Source organism: Nostocoides vanveenii (assembly GCF_039531165.1).
In the GTDB taxonomy this organism is placed as follows: domain Bacteria; phylum Actinomycetota; class Actinomycetes; order Actinomycetales; family Dermatophilaceae; genus Nostocoides_A; species Nostocoides_A vanveenii.
Genome location: NZ_BAAAPN010000057.1, coordinates 260,922 through 274,078 on the forward strand (window position 1 = coordinate 260,922; position 13,157 = coordinate 274,078).

Consider the following 13,157-nt stretch of genomic DNA (forward strand, 5'->3'; position numbering starts at 1 on the left):
ACCGGCGGGCGACCCGTCGCCGGTACCCTTGGCCTGGTGAGCCTTCGACTATTCGACTCCGCCACCAAGGAGTTGCGCGACTTCGTGCCCGTCACCCCCGGCAAGGTCGGCATCTACATCTGCGGGCTCACCACCCAGGCGCCTGCGCACATCGGCCACGTCCGCTTCGCCGTCGCCTTCGACGTGCTGCGGCGCTGGCTGTCCCGCGGCCACGGCTATGACGTCGCGCTCATCCGCAATGTCACCGACATCGACGACAAGATCCTCGCCAAGTCCGCGCAGGCGGGCGAGGACTGGTTCGCCCTGTCCTATCGCAACGAACGGGCCACGGGCGAGGCGTTGGACCAGCTGGGTGTGCTGCCGGCGAGCTACGAGCCGCGCGCCACAGGCCATATCCCCGAAATGGTCGAGTTGATGGACACCTTGATCGAGAAGGGCCACGCGTATGCCGCGCCCGACGGTAGCGGTGACGTCTACTTCGATGTGCGGTCGTGGCCGGCATACGGCGAACTGACGCGCCAGAGGATCGACGACATGGCCGCCGCCGAGGACGCCGACCCGCGCGGGAAGCACGATCCGCGCGACTTCGCGCTCTGGAAGGGCGCCAAGCCCGCCGAGCCGGCCAGCGCAAGCTGGCCCACGCCATACGGCCGGGGTCGCCCGGGATGGCACCTGGAGTGCTCGGCGATGGCGCGCAAGTATCTCGGCGACACCTTCGACATCCATGGTGGCGGCGTCGATCTGCGCTTCCCGCACCACGAGAACGAGATCGCCCAGTCCAAGGCGGCGGGCCTGGGCTTCGCCAACTACTGGTTGCACAACGCCTGGGTGACCACGGGCGGGGAGAAGATGAGCAAATCGCTCGGCAACTCCCTGCTGATCAGCGAGGTCACCAAGATTGCCAGCCCGCTCGCGGTCCGGTACTACCTGACGGCCGCGCACTACCGCTCCACGATCGAGTATCACGAGGGGTCGCTCGCCGAGGCAGAGGCCACCGTCGAACGCCTCGAGGGCTTCCTGCGCCGCGCGCTGCCGAGGGTGACGACGCGCGAACCCACCGGCGAGGAAGTCTTGCCGGCCGAATTCGTCGAGGCGATGGACGATGACCTGGGCGTATCCGGCGCGTTGGCCGTGATCCACGAGCACGTCCGCAAGGGCAACACTCTGCTCGATGAGGACGAGCCGACCGAGGCGGCCGAGATCGCCGATCTGGTGATCGCGATGACCGACGTCCTGGGCGTCAACCCGCTGGCGCCCAACTGGGTCGGGTCCGCCGATGGCGAGAGCGCGCAGACCGAGGCGCTTGACCTGCTCATTCAGTCGCAACTCGCCGCCCGCGCGTCGGCGAGGGCGGCTCGGGACTATGCGAGCGCGGACGCCATCCGGGACGCGCTGCATACGGCCGGAATTCAGATCGATGACACGCCGTCCGGCGCCCGATGGAGCCTCGTCAAGCAGGGTGATCGTTGATGCCGGGCAATAGCGGCCGACCCGGCGCGACCCGCCGGCCAGGCTCCAAGAAAGGCCCGACCGTCGGCTCCGGTGGCCAGCGCCGCAAGTCGCTCGAAGGCAAGGGGCCGACGCCCAAAGCCGCCGATCGCCCCAATCACAAGGCCTATCAGTCGGCAACCAAGGGTGGGGCCCCGGGTCGGCCCGCCGCGGGTCGCCGGGCTCCGGGCCGAAGCGCCGCACCGCGCAGGGCCAAGGCGAGCAGCGAGATCGTCGCCGGTCGCAACTCGGTCCTCGAGGCACTGCGCGCCGACATTCCGGCCACGACGATGTATGTCGCGAGCCGGATCGACAGCGACGACCGGGTCCGCGAAGCCATCACCCTGGCGACCCAGCGCGGCATCCCCATGCTGGAGACACCTCGGGCGGAGCTCGACCGGATCACCGACGGCGCCGTCCATCAGGGGTTGGCCATCCAGGTCGCGCCCTATTCCTATGCCCATCCGGACGACCTGCTCGATGCCGAGCGCCCGGGCATCCCGCTGATCGTCGCCCTCGACGGCATCACCGACCCGCGCAATCTCGGCGCGATCATCCGCTCGGTCGCGGCGTTCGGCGGGCACGGAGTGCTGCTGCCGGCGCGCCGGTCGGTGGGGATGACGGCTTCGGCGTGGAAGACCAGCGCCGGCGCGGCCGCGCGCATCCCGGTGGCGCAGGCGACCAATCTGACGCGCGCACTGCTGGACTACCGCAAGGCCGGCTTCTTCGTCATCGGCCTGGACATGGAGGGCGATGTCGAGTTGCCCGACCTGGCACTGGCCTCCGAGTCCCTGGTCGTCGTCGTCGGATCCGAGGGCAAGGGCCTCTCCCGCCTGGTCCGTGAGACCTGCGATCAGATCGTCTCGATCCCGATGAGCAGCGCGGTCGAGTCGCTCAATGCCGGTATGGCGGCGGGCGTCGCGCTCTACGAGATCTCCCGGACGCGACGCCCTCGCTGAGGCGCTTGGGCCGGGTTGTCGGCGCTGCCTCGTAGGATCGGGGTGACCGGTGGCCGCAGTGTGGGCCACGATCACCGACCAAGGACACTCATGTCGAACAACGACCCCACCAATGCCGAGGCGCCGCGGCAGACCCCGCCGCCTCCGCCTCCCGCGTATGGCAATGCCGGTCCCTTCGGCGGCCACATGCCCGCCGCTCCGCAGTATGGCGACGCCATGCCGAGCTACTCGCCGACCCCGTCAGGGCCGGTCACCCGCCCCAAGCCGATGGATCTCGCTGTCCGGCTGATGCAGGCCGGCGGTGCGCTGTCCATCCTGAGCCTGCTGAGCGTGTTCTTCATGCAGGGCTCGCTGAAGGAGAGCGTCGCCAAGCAGATGCGCGATGCCGACCCGTCGGTCACCCAGTCCACGATCGACGCCGCCATCACCGTCGGCCTCGCCATCGGGGTCGTCATGGGCCTGATCGGCGCGGGCTTGTGGTTCTGGATGGCTGCGGCCAACGGCAAGGGCCGCTCATGGGCACGCATCCTGGCGACCGTCTTCTTCGCCATCTCGCTGCTGATGACAGTGCTCAGCTTCGGCTCCGCCCAGTCGGCCCTGTCGCGCATCCTCGGCCTGGTGAGCCTGGCTATCGGCGCTGCCGCGATCTTCTTCCTGTATCAGAAAGAGTCCACCGCCTATTACAACGCGGTCAGCGGCCCACGCCGCTGACGCCAGCTGCACAGAAGCGGCGACTCCCCACCCCGGGAGTCGCCGCTTTGCGCGTTTTGCGCAATTCTCTCGCCGCTTGCCCGCCCCGCCACTACGCTGCCGAGCGTGGCCGCCGTCCTGGCTGCCCAATCGAATCGAGGGGACGTATGAGCAATACCGATCCGACCGCGCCCGACTACGGCGCGAACGTCGACCCGGTCTTTCCGCAGGAGCCCGGTCCGGCTACCCCCTACCCGCCGGCCTCGTCGTCCGATTCTGGTATGCCGGCCTACCCCCAGGCCGCGGCCGCGCCCCCGCCGCCGCCCAGCGGCGGGTCGAGCGGCTTCCCGCCGCCGCCCAGCGGCGGCTCGTCGGGCTACTCGACCCCTCCGAGCGGTGGGTCGAGCGGCTACTCGGCCCCGCCGGCATACGGCACGCCCAGCGACAGCGGCGCCGCCTTCCCGCCACCGGCCTACCCGCCCAGTGGGCAGCCCTACGGCGCGCCGCCCATGGCCCCGGGGAGCGCCTACGGCGCGCCGGGCGCCGTCGCCCTTCCCGGTGGAGGCACGCCGCCGACCATGGTCACCCGCCTGCTGGCGCGGATCATCGACGCCGTGCTGCTCGGCATCGTCTTCAGCATCCTCGGCGCCGTCGGGCTTGGTGGCGCATCGATGTTCAGCGGTAGCGACACGGCGAGCAGCTTCGCGTTCGGCGCGTGGCTGAGCATGATGGCGCTCTTTGCGGTGCTGAGCCTGGCCTACGAGGTCGTCCTGATCGCCCTGCGTGGCGCCACGCTCGGCAAGCAGTTGATGGGCATCAAGGTCGTGCAGGTCGACAGCGGCGCGCTCCCCGGCTGGGGGCCGTCGCTGATCCGCTGGGGCCTGCCGACGGTGGCGAGTTTCATCTGCTCGATCCTCTCGCTCGTCGTCTACCTCTCGCCCTTCTGGGCCGACCCGACCGGCCGCCTGCGCGGCTACCACGACCAGGCCGCTAAGACCGTCGTCGTTCCCGCTCGTTGATTCGGGCGCCCCGCGACGCGGCGTCGCGGGGCGCTCCGAGGTGAGGTCCGCCATCGATGATCGTCTGTCCCTTCCGTGCCCTGACCGGGTATGCGTGCCCCCTGTGCGGCGGGCTACGGATGACCGACGCCCTGCTGCACGGGGACCTGGCGGCCGCCTGGGGACACAACCCGCTGGTTATGACCCTCCTGGGGATCAGCGCATTGCTCCTCGCTGCCCGAGTGGCCGGCCGGGGCCCACGCCTGCGGCCGCTGCTGGCCGATCCCCGGCTCGCTCTCGGACTGGTCGCCGTGATGACGGTCTTCGCGGTCGTGCGCAATCTTCCGGGCGTCAGCTTCCTCGGCCCCGCCTAAGGCGCAGCCGCCAGCGGCTCCCGGCGCCGAGGTCAGCTGGGCGGGATCTCGCCGGACCCGCGGGCGATCAGGGTGGGCTTGATGATCTCATGGATTGGGGCCGAGGTGTCGCCGTCCAGCCGCTCCAGCAACCGGGTCCCGACCAGTCGCGCCAGCCGCGCCACGTCCTGTCGGACGACGGTCAGCGGCGGATCCAGCAGTTGCGCCAGCGGGAAGTCGTCGAAGCCCACGAGGGCCACTGAGTGACGCAAGCCCATCTCCGCCAGTGCCCGCACCGAGCCCTGCGCGAGGACATTCCGGGCGGCGAAGATCGCCGTGGGTGGAGACGGCTCGGCCATCAGGGCGCGGACCGCAGCCTCGGCGTCCGCTTCGGACCGTATGCCGGTGTGCAATAGATCGAGGGTCCCCTCCCGACCATGCGCGGCGAGGGCATCCTGGACCCCGCTGATGCGCTCCTCGGCGGTCGCGATCGACGGCGCGTCGGTGAGCACGGCGATTCTCCGGTGTCCAACGTGCACGAGGTGGTTGATCGCGAGGAAGGCCCCCCGGCGGTTGTCCGTGGTGACCGAATCGGTGTCGATGCCGCGGGGCAGCCGGTCGGCGAAGACCACGGGCAGGCCCGCCCGGATCTCAGGCGCGAGGTAGTCATGGCGGGGGCTGGCCGGCACGATGACCAGCCCGTCCACGCGGCGGGTGATGAGATTCTCGACAATCTGTTGCTCGCGTTCGGCGGCCTCGTCCAGGCTGGCCGCCAGCACCATCAGGCCACGATCGCGCCAGGCGTCCTCGAGGGCGCGGACCAGCGAGGCCGAGAAACTATTGCCCAGGTCCTGCACGAGGACCCCGACCACCCCGGTCCGCGCTCGGCTGCGCCGCAGGTTGCTAGCTGCGAGATTGTGTCGATAGTCCAGTCGGGTGGCGGCCGCGAGCACCCGGGCCCGCACATCGGCCTTGACGCCCGACTCCTCGTTCACGACGCGCGACACCGTCTTCACGCTCACCCCGGCGAGCGCCGCGACATCGCGCATCGTCGCCCGCGAACGCCCACCATCGGGGGCGCCGGCGCGCGGCGAGTTCGGCGGGGGATGCCCGACTGACAACGATGTCGAAGCCATATAACGATTCATACCCGAGAGTTGACGCAAGAAGCAAGGCTCTAGTAGAAAACGTTCTGACAACGTTGTCACGTGGGCAATGGAGCCTACGGTGTGCGCTTCGGCGCCTGACCAGAGAGGTACAACTCAATGAAGATCGTTCGTACATCCTCGGCCGCTCGCCGGCTCGTCGCCGCCACCGGTGTGGCCGGGCTCGCGCTGACGATGGCCGCCTGCGGAGGCAGCAGCGGTGACTCCACCACGTCGGCCTCGGCTGGCGGTTCCGCCTCCTCCGGCGGTTCGACGGCCAGCGCCGCATCGGGTGAGAAGGTCGGCGTCACGCTGATCACCAAGGATTCGACCAACCCCTTCTTCGTCGCTATGCAGAACGGCGCCAAGGCCGACGCCGAGAAGAACAACGTCTCCTTGACCGTCGCCTCCGGCAAGCAGGAAGGCGACGACGCGGGCCAGATCACCGCGATCGAGGACGCCGTGGCACGCGGCGACAAGGGCATCTTGATCACCCCGATGAGCGACGGAGTCAACGCCGCCATCAAGTCGGCACGCGATGCCGGTCTCTATGTCATCGCCCTCGACACCCCGCCGGACCCGGCCGACACCGTCGACATCACCTTCGCGACCGACAACCGCCTCGCCGGCCAGCTCATCGGCAAGTGGGCGTCGGCCCAGCTCGACGGCCAGAAGGCCACCATCGCGCTGCTCGACCTCTTCAACGACAAGATCGTCTCCGTCGACTACAACCGTGACCAGGGCTTCCTCGAGGGCATGGGCATCGACGTCAAGGACGGCAAGAAGAACGGCGACGAGGAGGCCACCGGCAAGTACACCGGCGGCAAGGGCGGCGACTACGAGATCATCTGCAACGAGCCGAGCAATGGCGCCGAGGACGGCGGCCGGACGGCGATGGAGAACTGCCTGTCCAAGAATGACGGCATCAATGTCGTCTACACCATCAACGAGCCGGCTGCGGTCGGCGCGAATGCGGCGCTCCAGGCCGCCGGCAAGAAGGCGATCATCGTCTCGGTCGACGGTGGTTGCGCCGGCGTGAAGTCCGTGACCGACGGTGTCATCGGCGCTACCGCCCAGCAGTACCCGCTGAAGATGGCGACCATGGGCATGGAGGCCATCGCCACCATCGCCCGCGGTGGTGAGAAGCCCAAGACCAGCGATGGCCTGGACTTCTTCAACACCGGTGTCGCCCTCGTGACCGACAAGCCGGTCGACGGCCTCGAGAGCATCACCTCGGCTGAAGGTGCCAAAATCTGCTGGGGCAACTGACGATGGCTGAGACCAGCCCAGGCACTGCTGCCGCCGAGTTCGCTCGGCGGCAGCACAGCCCGCTCCAGCGCATCCAGCACCTCCTGCACGGCTATCCGTACCTGAGCCCGCTGGTCATCCTGGTCCTGTCATTCATCGTCTTCACCGTCGCCAAGCCGCAGTTCGCCTCAGCCAATGCGCTCGGGATCACGGTGCAGCAGACCGCCATCGTGGCCGCTCTGGCCATCGGTCAGACCTTGGTCATCCTCACCGCGGGCATCGACCTGTCCGTGGGCGCGATCATGGTTCTCTCGATGATGGTCATGGCCTCGCTGGCCAAGGACGGCGGGATGCCCGGCATCCTCGCCCTCCTGATCGGTGTCGGCCTGGCCACCGGTGCAGGCCTGCTCAACGGTTTGCTGGTCACGCGGCTCAACTTGCCGCCATTCATCGTCACCCTGGGCACCTTGTCGATCTTCACGGCGATCGCCCTGCTCTACTCGGGCGGCTCGAGCATCCAGAGCTCGCACCTGCCGGACATCCTCAACGTCCTCGGCAAGGGATTCTCGGTCGGTGGCTTCCGCCTCACCTGGGGCGTCGTCCTCGTCATCGTGATGTATCTGGTGATGGGCTTCGTCCTCTCCCAGACGGCGTGGGGCCGCTATGTGTATGCCGTGGGTGACGACCCCGAGTCGGCTCGCCTCGCCGGTGTGCCGTCCCGCCGGGTGTTGCTCCAGGTCTATGCGATCGCTGGGCTGATCTACGGTATCGCCGCCTGGGTGCTCATCGGCCGGGCCGGTGCGGCCACACCGAACGCGGTGACCGACGCCAACCTGCAGAGCATCACGGCCGTCGTGATCGGTGGCACCAGCCTCTTCGGTGGCCGTGGCCGGCTCGTCGGCACCTTGATCGGTGCGTTGATCGTCCAGGTCTTCGCGCGCGGTCTCTCCCAGATGGGCGTCGACCAGCAGTGGCGCATCTTGGCCACCGGTGTCCTGGTCATCATCGCCGTCGCCATTGACCAGTGGATCCGGAAGGTGAAGGCATGAGCGCCTCGACGAAGTTGCCGGTGTCGGTCGACGGGATTCCGCTGGGCAAGGAGCACATCTACGCCCAGGAGCCGATTCTCTCGGGTCGGAATCTGGTCATCACCTTCGGTCGCGTTGTCGGTCTCGACGGCGTCAACGTCGACCTCTACCCGGGCGAGGTGCTTGCGGTCATCGGCGACAACGGTGCCGGGAAGTCCACCCTGATCAAATGTCTGACCGGGGCTTATGCCCCCGACTCGGGCGAGATCACGATGAACGGCCAGCCCGTCACCTTCAAGCGCCCGCAGGACGCCCGCGAGGCCGGGATCGAGACGGTCTACCAGCAACTGGCCGTCATACCAGCGCTCGACATCGCCAGCAACCTCTTCCTCGCCCGTGAGGAGCGCCGCGCAGGGCCACTCGGCTCAGTGCTGCGCATGCTTGACAAGGGCGGGATGAAGAAGCGCGCCGGCGAAGCCGTTCAGAATCTCGGCATCCAGACGATCCAGAACATGGGTCAGGCGGTCGAGACGCTCTCCGGTGGTCAGCGTCAGGTCGTCGCCGTCGCCCGGGCCGCGGCATTCGGGAGCAAGGTCGTCGTGCTCGACGAGCCGACTGCCGCTCTCGGTGTCAAGGAATCCGGGATGGTTCTGAAAATGATCAAGCAGTTGCGCGACAACGGTCTGGCGGTGATCTTGATCAGCCACAACATGCCGCACGTCTGGGAGGCGGCCGACCGCATCCACATCCAGCGTCTGGGTGGGTGCGCAGGTGTCATCACTCCGCAGTCGCACGACATGGGCGAAGGCGTCGCGATCATGACCGGCGCCAAGAAGCTGACCCCGAACGACGCATCCGCCTGAGGACGGTTTTCGGGGCCGAGGGGCCGTGGGCGAGTTTCGCCCGCGGCCCCTCGTCGCGTTTGCTCCCTGTTCGCGAGCCCGTATGCCGGCGTCCTTCAGATCGTGCCGAGGACGGGCATCTCCGTGGTGTCCACCCCGAGGATGGATTTCTCCTCGGGCTTGTTCGGGAGCACGTGCGCGACATAATCGACAGTGGCGTCTTCGATCCGGATGTCGTGTCCGGCTAGTTCGGCCATATACCACCGGTGCTCGAGGATCTCGTGAAAGAGTTCGGCCGGCTCCAGCTTGCCGCGCATCGCCGGAGGCACGGAGCGGGTGATCGGCTCGTAGATGAGACTGAGCCAGTCGTGCGCGACGAGTTCCTCGTCATCGAGTTGGCGTTCGGTGGCGGCGCGATAGGAATCGAGGTCGTTGAGCAGCCGTCGGGCCTGGCCCTCTTCGACATCGAGCCCGGTCAGGCGCAGCAGGCGCCGCGAATGGTGGCCAGCGTCGACGACCTTGGGCTGGATGGAGATCGTCGTGCCGTTGAAGTCGGTGACGATGGCCAACTCGTCGACGTCGAAGCCGATGTCGTTCAACCGTCGGATGCGGTCTTCGACCCGCCAGCGCTCGGCGGTGTCGAACTCCTCGACATCGGTCAGTTCGGCCCACAGCTCGTGATAGCGCGTCACGATCCGCTCGGAGGTCTCGATCGGGTCTTCACCGTGGAGGAGGCCGCCGGCCTCGAGGTCGAAGAGTTCACCGGCGATATTGATGCGGGCGATCTCTAGGTCGTGTTCGCGCTGGCCGTTGGAGAGCCGTTCGCGTAGTTCGCCGGTCTCGGCGTCGACGAGGTAGGCGGCGAAGGCCCCGGCGTCGCGCACGAAGAGGGTGTTGGACAAGGAGACGTCGCCCCACCAGAATCCGGCCAGGTGGAGTCTGACGAGCAGCACCGCGAGCGCATCGATGAGCCGGGTCGCGGTGTCCGGTCGCAGGGTTTGGCTATACAGCGCGCGGTAGGGCAGCGAAAACTGCAGGTGCCGGGTGATCAGGCAGGCATCCAGCGGCTTGCCCTTGGCGTTGACCCGGCCCTGGACGACGGCGAAGGGTTGCACGCAGGGCATCCCGAGCCGGTTGAGGTTGCGCAGGAGGTGGTATTCGCGGATGGCGAGGTCGGCCTTGATCTCCTTGACGGCGATGACCTTGCCCGAGAGCTTGACGAAGCGAACGACGTGCCGGGAGATGCCTCGGGGGAGGGCGGCGAGCCGCTCCTCCGGCCACTCCTCCAGGGGGAGCTGCCAGGGCAGATCCAAGAGAGCGGGATCCGGGCGGGCGGCGATGATGTCCAGGGCCACGCCCCCATGCTCCCATGGGCCTTCGCCCAACAAGAAACAAGAACTTCTGCACGACAATGCCCAGCCCCGCGAATCGGGACCGCGCTCTCTCGGGCGGGGGTGCTGGGAGCGATTGCGAGCCCTGGCGAGCCATCGTGACCAGCGCCCCGGCCGCGAGCGAAGCGAGCTTGGCCGGGGCACAGAAAAGCGCAGCCCCGCTAAGCGGGACCGCGCCTTTCTGGGCGAAGCCCTGGGGCGAAGCCCTGAGATTAGTCGACCAGGCGAGCGCCGCTCTCGGGGTCGAAGATGTGCACGTGGCCCGGCTCCGGGGTGATGTAGAGCGTGGTGCCCTTCTCCGGGGGCTTGCGGCCGTCGGTGCGGGCGATGAAGGGCTTCTCCATGCCCTCTTCCTTGGCGACGTGGCCGGTCTGCGGGGTGCCGTAGACATAGGCGTCGGCGCCGAGTTCTTCGACGACCTCGATCGTGATCGGCAGGCCGTCACCGCTGGTGGAGACCGTGATGTCCTCGGGGCGAACGCCGACGATGACTTCCTTGCCGGCGTTGGTCAGGGCGCTGCGCGGGACCGGGATGACGGTGGAGCCGAACTTCACGCCGCCGTCGGTGACCGGCATACCGATCAGGTTCATGGCCGGGGAGCCGATGAAGCCGGCGACGAAGAGGTTGTCCGGGTGGTCGTACATCCGGCGCGGGCTGTCGATTTGCTGGAGCAGGCCGTCCTTGAGGACCGCGACGCGGTCGCCCATCGTCATGGCCTCGGTCTGGTCGTGGGTGACGTAGACCGTGGTGACGCCGAGGCGGCGCTGCAGCGAGGCGATCTGGGTGCGGGTCTGGACGCGCAGCTTGGCGTCGAGGTTCGACAGCGGCTCGTCCATGAGGAAGACCTGCGGGGACCGCACGATGGCGCGACCCATGGCGACGCGCTGACGCTGGCCACCGGAGAGGGCCTTCGGCTTGCGCTCGAGGTACTGGGTCAGGTCGAGGATCTTGGCCGCTTCCTTGACGCGGGTGTCGATCTCGGACTTGTTGACGCCGGCGATCTTCAGGGCGAAGCCCATGTTGTCGGCGACGGACATGTGCGGGTAGAGCGCGTAGTTCTGGAAGACCATCGCCACGTCGCGGTCCTTGGGCGAGAGGTTGGTGACATCGCGGTCACCGATCCAGATCTTGCCGCCGTTGACCTCTTCGAGGCCAGCCAGCATGCGCAGGCTGGTGGACTTGCCACAGCCGGAGGGGCCGACGAGGACGAGGAATTCGCCGTCCGCGATGTCGATGTTGAGCTTGTCGACCGAGGGACGCGTGGCGCCGGGGTAGACCCGGGTTGCCTCATCGAACTTCACTGTTGCCATGGGGCATTGACTCCTTCACCGGCAGGAACGTGCCGGACGATCCGTTGTAAAGGTGGAACGTCACGGGTCATCGGTGTCCCGTGCGCCTCTAGTGTGCCCGATGGACCCCCTGTTGCGCCAGTGTTTGCCCGTTCAAATCCCGACGGGCGGCAAAGGACGGACGAGCAGGGCACAGACCGTTATCGTTTCGAGACTTCTTGCGTAACCATTGAAAGATCTTGCGGAAGGGTTGAGAGCCCTTGCACGTGCTGGTACAGTCTCCCTCACTCGTCAGGGAAGCATCGTGGCTCCCTGCGCCCTAAGTATGGAGAATCAATGCACAAGCGTGCGTTCGGTGCGGCTGCCCTGACCAGTGTTGCCGCTCTCACCCTGGCTGCCTGCGGCAACGGCGGCAACTCGTCGACCAGCGCGACCACGGGGAGCAGCGCCACCACGTCGGCCTCCGCCAGCACCTCGGCCAGCGCTTCGGCCTCCGAGACCGCGGCCGCTCCGGCCGAGGTCGACGCCAAGAACCCCTCCCGTGCGGACGCCGACCTGGTCATCTGGGCCGACGCCGACCGCGCGCCGATCCTGACCAAGTACGCCCAGCAGTTCGCTGCCGACAATGGCGTGACCGTGGCCGTGCAGATCGCGACCGAGACTCGCAAGCAGTTCGGTGACGCCACCAAGGTCGGCAAGGGCCCGGACATCGTCGTCGGCGCCCACGACTGGCTCGGTGAGCTCGTCCAGAACGGCACCGTCGCTCCCATCCAGCTCGACGACGCGACCGCCGCCAAGTTCGCCCCGGCCGCGATGGCCGCGAGCAAGTTCAACGGCCAGAACTATGGCGTGCCCTTCTCGGTGGAGAGCATCGCCCTGGTCCGCAACACCGACATGGTCCCGGATGCCCCGGCGACCCTGGACGACCTGCTCAAGGCCGCCAAGGCCGCGCAGACCAAGGACAAGAAGATCACCACCCTCCTCGACCAGTCGGTCGGCAAGACGGGTAACGCCTACTACACCTACCCGTGGCTCTCGGCCTTCGGTGGCGGCATCTTTGCCGTCAAGGACAATGGCGACTACGACGCCAGCAAGGTCATCGTCAACAGCGCCGATTCCATCAAGGGTGCGACCGTCCTCGCGCAGATGGGCAAGGACAAGGTCCTCTCCACCAATGTCGGCGACGACAACGCCGAAGGCATCTTCACCAGCGGCAAGGCGCCCTTCTTCATCACCGGCCCCTGGTCGATCCCGAACGTCAAGAAGGCCGGCATCAACTACGGCATCTCCAGCCTGCCCTCGCTGCCCGGTGGCAAGGCGATGCAGCCCTTCCTCGGCGTGCAGCTCTTCTATGTCTCGGCGAAGGCCAAGAACGCCTCGCTGGCTCAGGACTTCGTGACGACCTACGTCCCGACCAAGGAGTTCCAGCTCGCGATCTTCGCCGCCGGCGGTCGTCCGCCGGCACTGACCGAGGCGTATGACGAGGTCGCGGCTTCTGACCCCGAGGTCAAGGCGTGGTACGAGGCGGGCAAGGACGGCAAGCCGATGCCGAACATCCCCGCCATGAACTCCGTGTGGGGCCCGCTGGGCCAGGCCGCTGCCGACGTCATCTCCGGCAAGGCCGAGCCGAAGGCGCGCTTCGACGCCGCGCAGAAGGAGATCGTCAAGGCCATCGCGGGTTCCTGATCCCGCAGCGGTGGCCCCCGGCAATAGCCGCCGGGGGCCA

At 67.8% G+C, this 13,157-nt stretch carries 12 protein-coding genes; 9 read left to right on the forward strand and 3 right to left on the reverse strand.

What is annotated here, in order from left to right; all coding sequences use genetic code 11:
* Positions 1–36 precede the first annotated feature (36 nt).
* The 5 genes from cysS to ABD209_RS14225 all read left to right on the forward strand — a co-directional run bounded on the left by cysS (position 37) and on the right by ABD209_RS14225 (position 4,509).
* Positions 37–1,470: a cysteine--tRNA ligase gene (gene cysS, locus ABD209_RS14205; RefSeq protein ID WP_344067459.1), complete on the forward strand. Its 1,434-nt coding sequence runs from the start codon at positions 37–39 to the stop codon at positions 1,468–1,470.
* Positions 1,470–2,447: a 23S rRNA (guanosine(2251)-2'-O)-methyltransferase RlmB gene (rlmB, locus tag ABD209_RS14210; protein WP_344067460.1), complete on the forward strand. Its 978-nt coding sequence runs from the start codon at positions 1,470–1,472 to the stop codon at positions 2,445–2,447. The genes cysS and rlmB overlap by 1 nt, the downstream gene beginning before the upstream one ends.
* 90 nt (positions 2,448–2,537) lie before the next feature.
* Positions 2,538–3,158 (forward strand): hypothetical protein, encoded by a 621-nt coding sequence (locus ABD209_RS14215; protein ID WP_344067461.1) that lies wholly within the window; start codon positions 2,538–2,540, stop codon positions 3,156–3,158.
* 146 nt (positions 3,159–3,304) lie between these two features.
* A complete protein-coding gene (locus tag ABD209_RS14220; protein WP_344067462.1) occupies positions 3,305–4,156 on the forward strand; it encodes an RDD family protein in 852 nt (283 codons plus the stop codon).
* A 56-nt stretch (positions 4,157–4,212) separates the two neighbouring features.
* Entirely contained in the window at positions 4,213–4,509 is a 297-nt protein-coding gene (locus tag ABD209_RS14225; protein ID WP_344067463.1) for a DUF2752 domain-containing protein, read from the forward strand.
* A 32-nt stretch (positions 4,510–4,541) separates the two neighbouring features.
* On the opposite strand, the gene ABD209_RS14230 is transcribed toward ABD209_RS14225, so the two are convergent.
* Positions 4,542–5,624, reverse strand: a complete 1,083-nt coding sequence (locus tag ABD209_RS14230; protein WP_344067464.1) for a LacI family DNA-binding transcriptional regulator — start codon at positions 5,622–5,624, stop codon at positions 4,542–4,544.
* Between the two features lie 129 nt (positions 5,625–5,753).
* On the opposite strand from ABD209_RS14230, the gene ABD209_RS14235 reads away from it, so the two are divergent.
* Genes ABD209_RS14235 through ABD209_RS14245 form a run of 3 tightly spaced genes read left to right on the forward strand, consistent with a single transcriptional unit; the run spans position 5,754 to position 8,772 of the window.
* Positions 5,754–6,902 (forward strand): substrate-binding domain-containing protein, encoded by a 1,149-nt coding sequence (locus ABD209_RS14235; protein WP_425564679.1) that lies wholly within the window; start codon positions 5,754–5,756, stop codon positions 6,900–6,902.
* Between the two features lie 2 nt (positions 6,903–6,904).
* Positions 6,905–7,930, forward strand: a complete 1,026-nt coding sequence (locus ABD209_RS14240) for an ABC transporter permease (protein WP_324386561.1) — start codon at positions 6,905–6,907, stop codon at positions 7,928–7,930.
* A complete protein-coding gene (locus ABD209_RS14245; protein WP_344067465.1) occupies positions 7,927–8,772 on the forward strand; it encodes an ATP-binding cassette domain-containing protein in 846 nt (281 codons plus the stop codon). Before ABD209_RS14240 ends, ABD209_RS14245 begins: the two co-directional genes overlap by 4 nt.
* Positions 8,773–8,867: 95 nt before the next feature.
* Here ABD209_RS14245 and ABD209_RS14250 read toward each other — a convergent pair whose 3' ends face one another.
* Positions 8,868–10,106 carry a DUF4032 domain-containing protein gene (locus ABD209_RS14250; protein WP_344067466.1) on the reverse strand — a complete coding sequence of 413 codons (1,239 nt, stop codon included), beginning with the start codon at positions 10,104–10,106 and terminating at the stop codon, positions 8,868–8,870.
* A gap of 248 nt (positions 10,107–10,354) precedes the next feature.
* Positions 10,355–11,452, reverse strand: coding sequence for an ABC transporter ATP-binding protein (locus tag ABD209_RS14255; protein ID WP_344067467.1), 1,098 nt, complete (start codon positions 11,450–11,452; stop codon positions 10,355–10,357).
* A 315-nt stretch (positions 11,453–11,767) separates the two neighbouring features.
* Between ABD209_RS14255 and ABD209_RS14260 the strand changes: the two genes are divergently transcribed.
* The gene (locus ABD209_RS14260) at positions 11,768–13,117 is read left to right on the forward strand and encodes a sugar ABC transporter substrate-binding protein (RefSeq protein WP_344067468.1); all 1,350 of its coding nucleotides are present in this window, start codon (positions 11,768–11,770) and stop codon (positions 13,115–13,117) included.
* Positions 13,118–13,157: the final 40 nt, after the last annotated feature.

Bases quoted from the DNA above. Each gene is read 5' to 3' on its own strand.
- ABD209_RS14230 (WP_344067464.1), bottom strand. From the start codon at position 5,624: ATGGCTTCGACATCGTTGTCAGTCGGGCATCCCCCGCCGAACTCGCCG.
- ABD209_RS14255 (WP_344067467.1), bottom strand. From the start codon at position 11,452: ATGGCAACAGTGAAGTTCGATGAGGCAACCCGGGTCTACCCCGGCGCC.
- ABD209_RS14235 (WP_425564679.1), top strand. From the start codon at position 5,754: ATGAAGATCGTTCGTACATCCTCGGCCGCTCGCCGGCTCGTCGCCGCC.
- ABD209_RS14245 (WP_344067465.1), top strand. From the start codon at position 7,927: ATGAGCGCCTCGACGAAGTTGCCGGTGTCGGTCGACGGGATTCCGCTG.
- rlmB (WP_344067460.1), top strand. From the start codon at position 1,470: ATGCCGGGCAATAGCGGCCGACCCGGCGCGACCCGCCGGCCAGGCTCC.
- ABD209_RS14215 (WP_344067461.1), top strand. From the start codon at position 2,538: ATGTCGAACAACGACCCCACCAATGCCGAGGCGCCGCGGCAGACCCCG.
- ABD209_RS14225 (WP_344067463.1), top strand. From the start codon at position 4,213: ATGATCGTCTGTCCCTTCCGTGCCCTGACCGGGTATGCGTGCCCCCTG.
- ABD209_RS14260 (WP_344067468.1), top strand. From the start codon at position 11,768: ATGCACAAGCGTGCGTTCGGTGCGGCTGCCCTGACCAGTGTTGCCGCT.
- ABD209_RS14220 (WP_344067462.1), top strand. From the start codon at position 3,305: ATGAGCAATACCGATCCGACCGCGCCCGACTACGGCGCGAACGTCGAC.
- ABD209_RS14240 (WP_324386561.1), top strand. From the start codon at position 6,905: ATGGCTGAGACCAGCCCAGGCACTGCTGCCGCCGAGTTCGCTCGGCGG.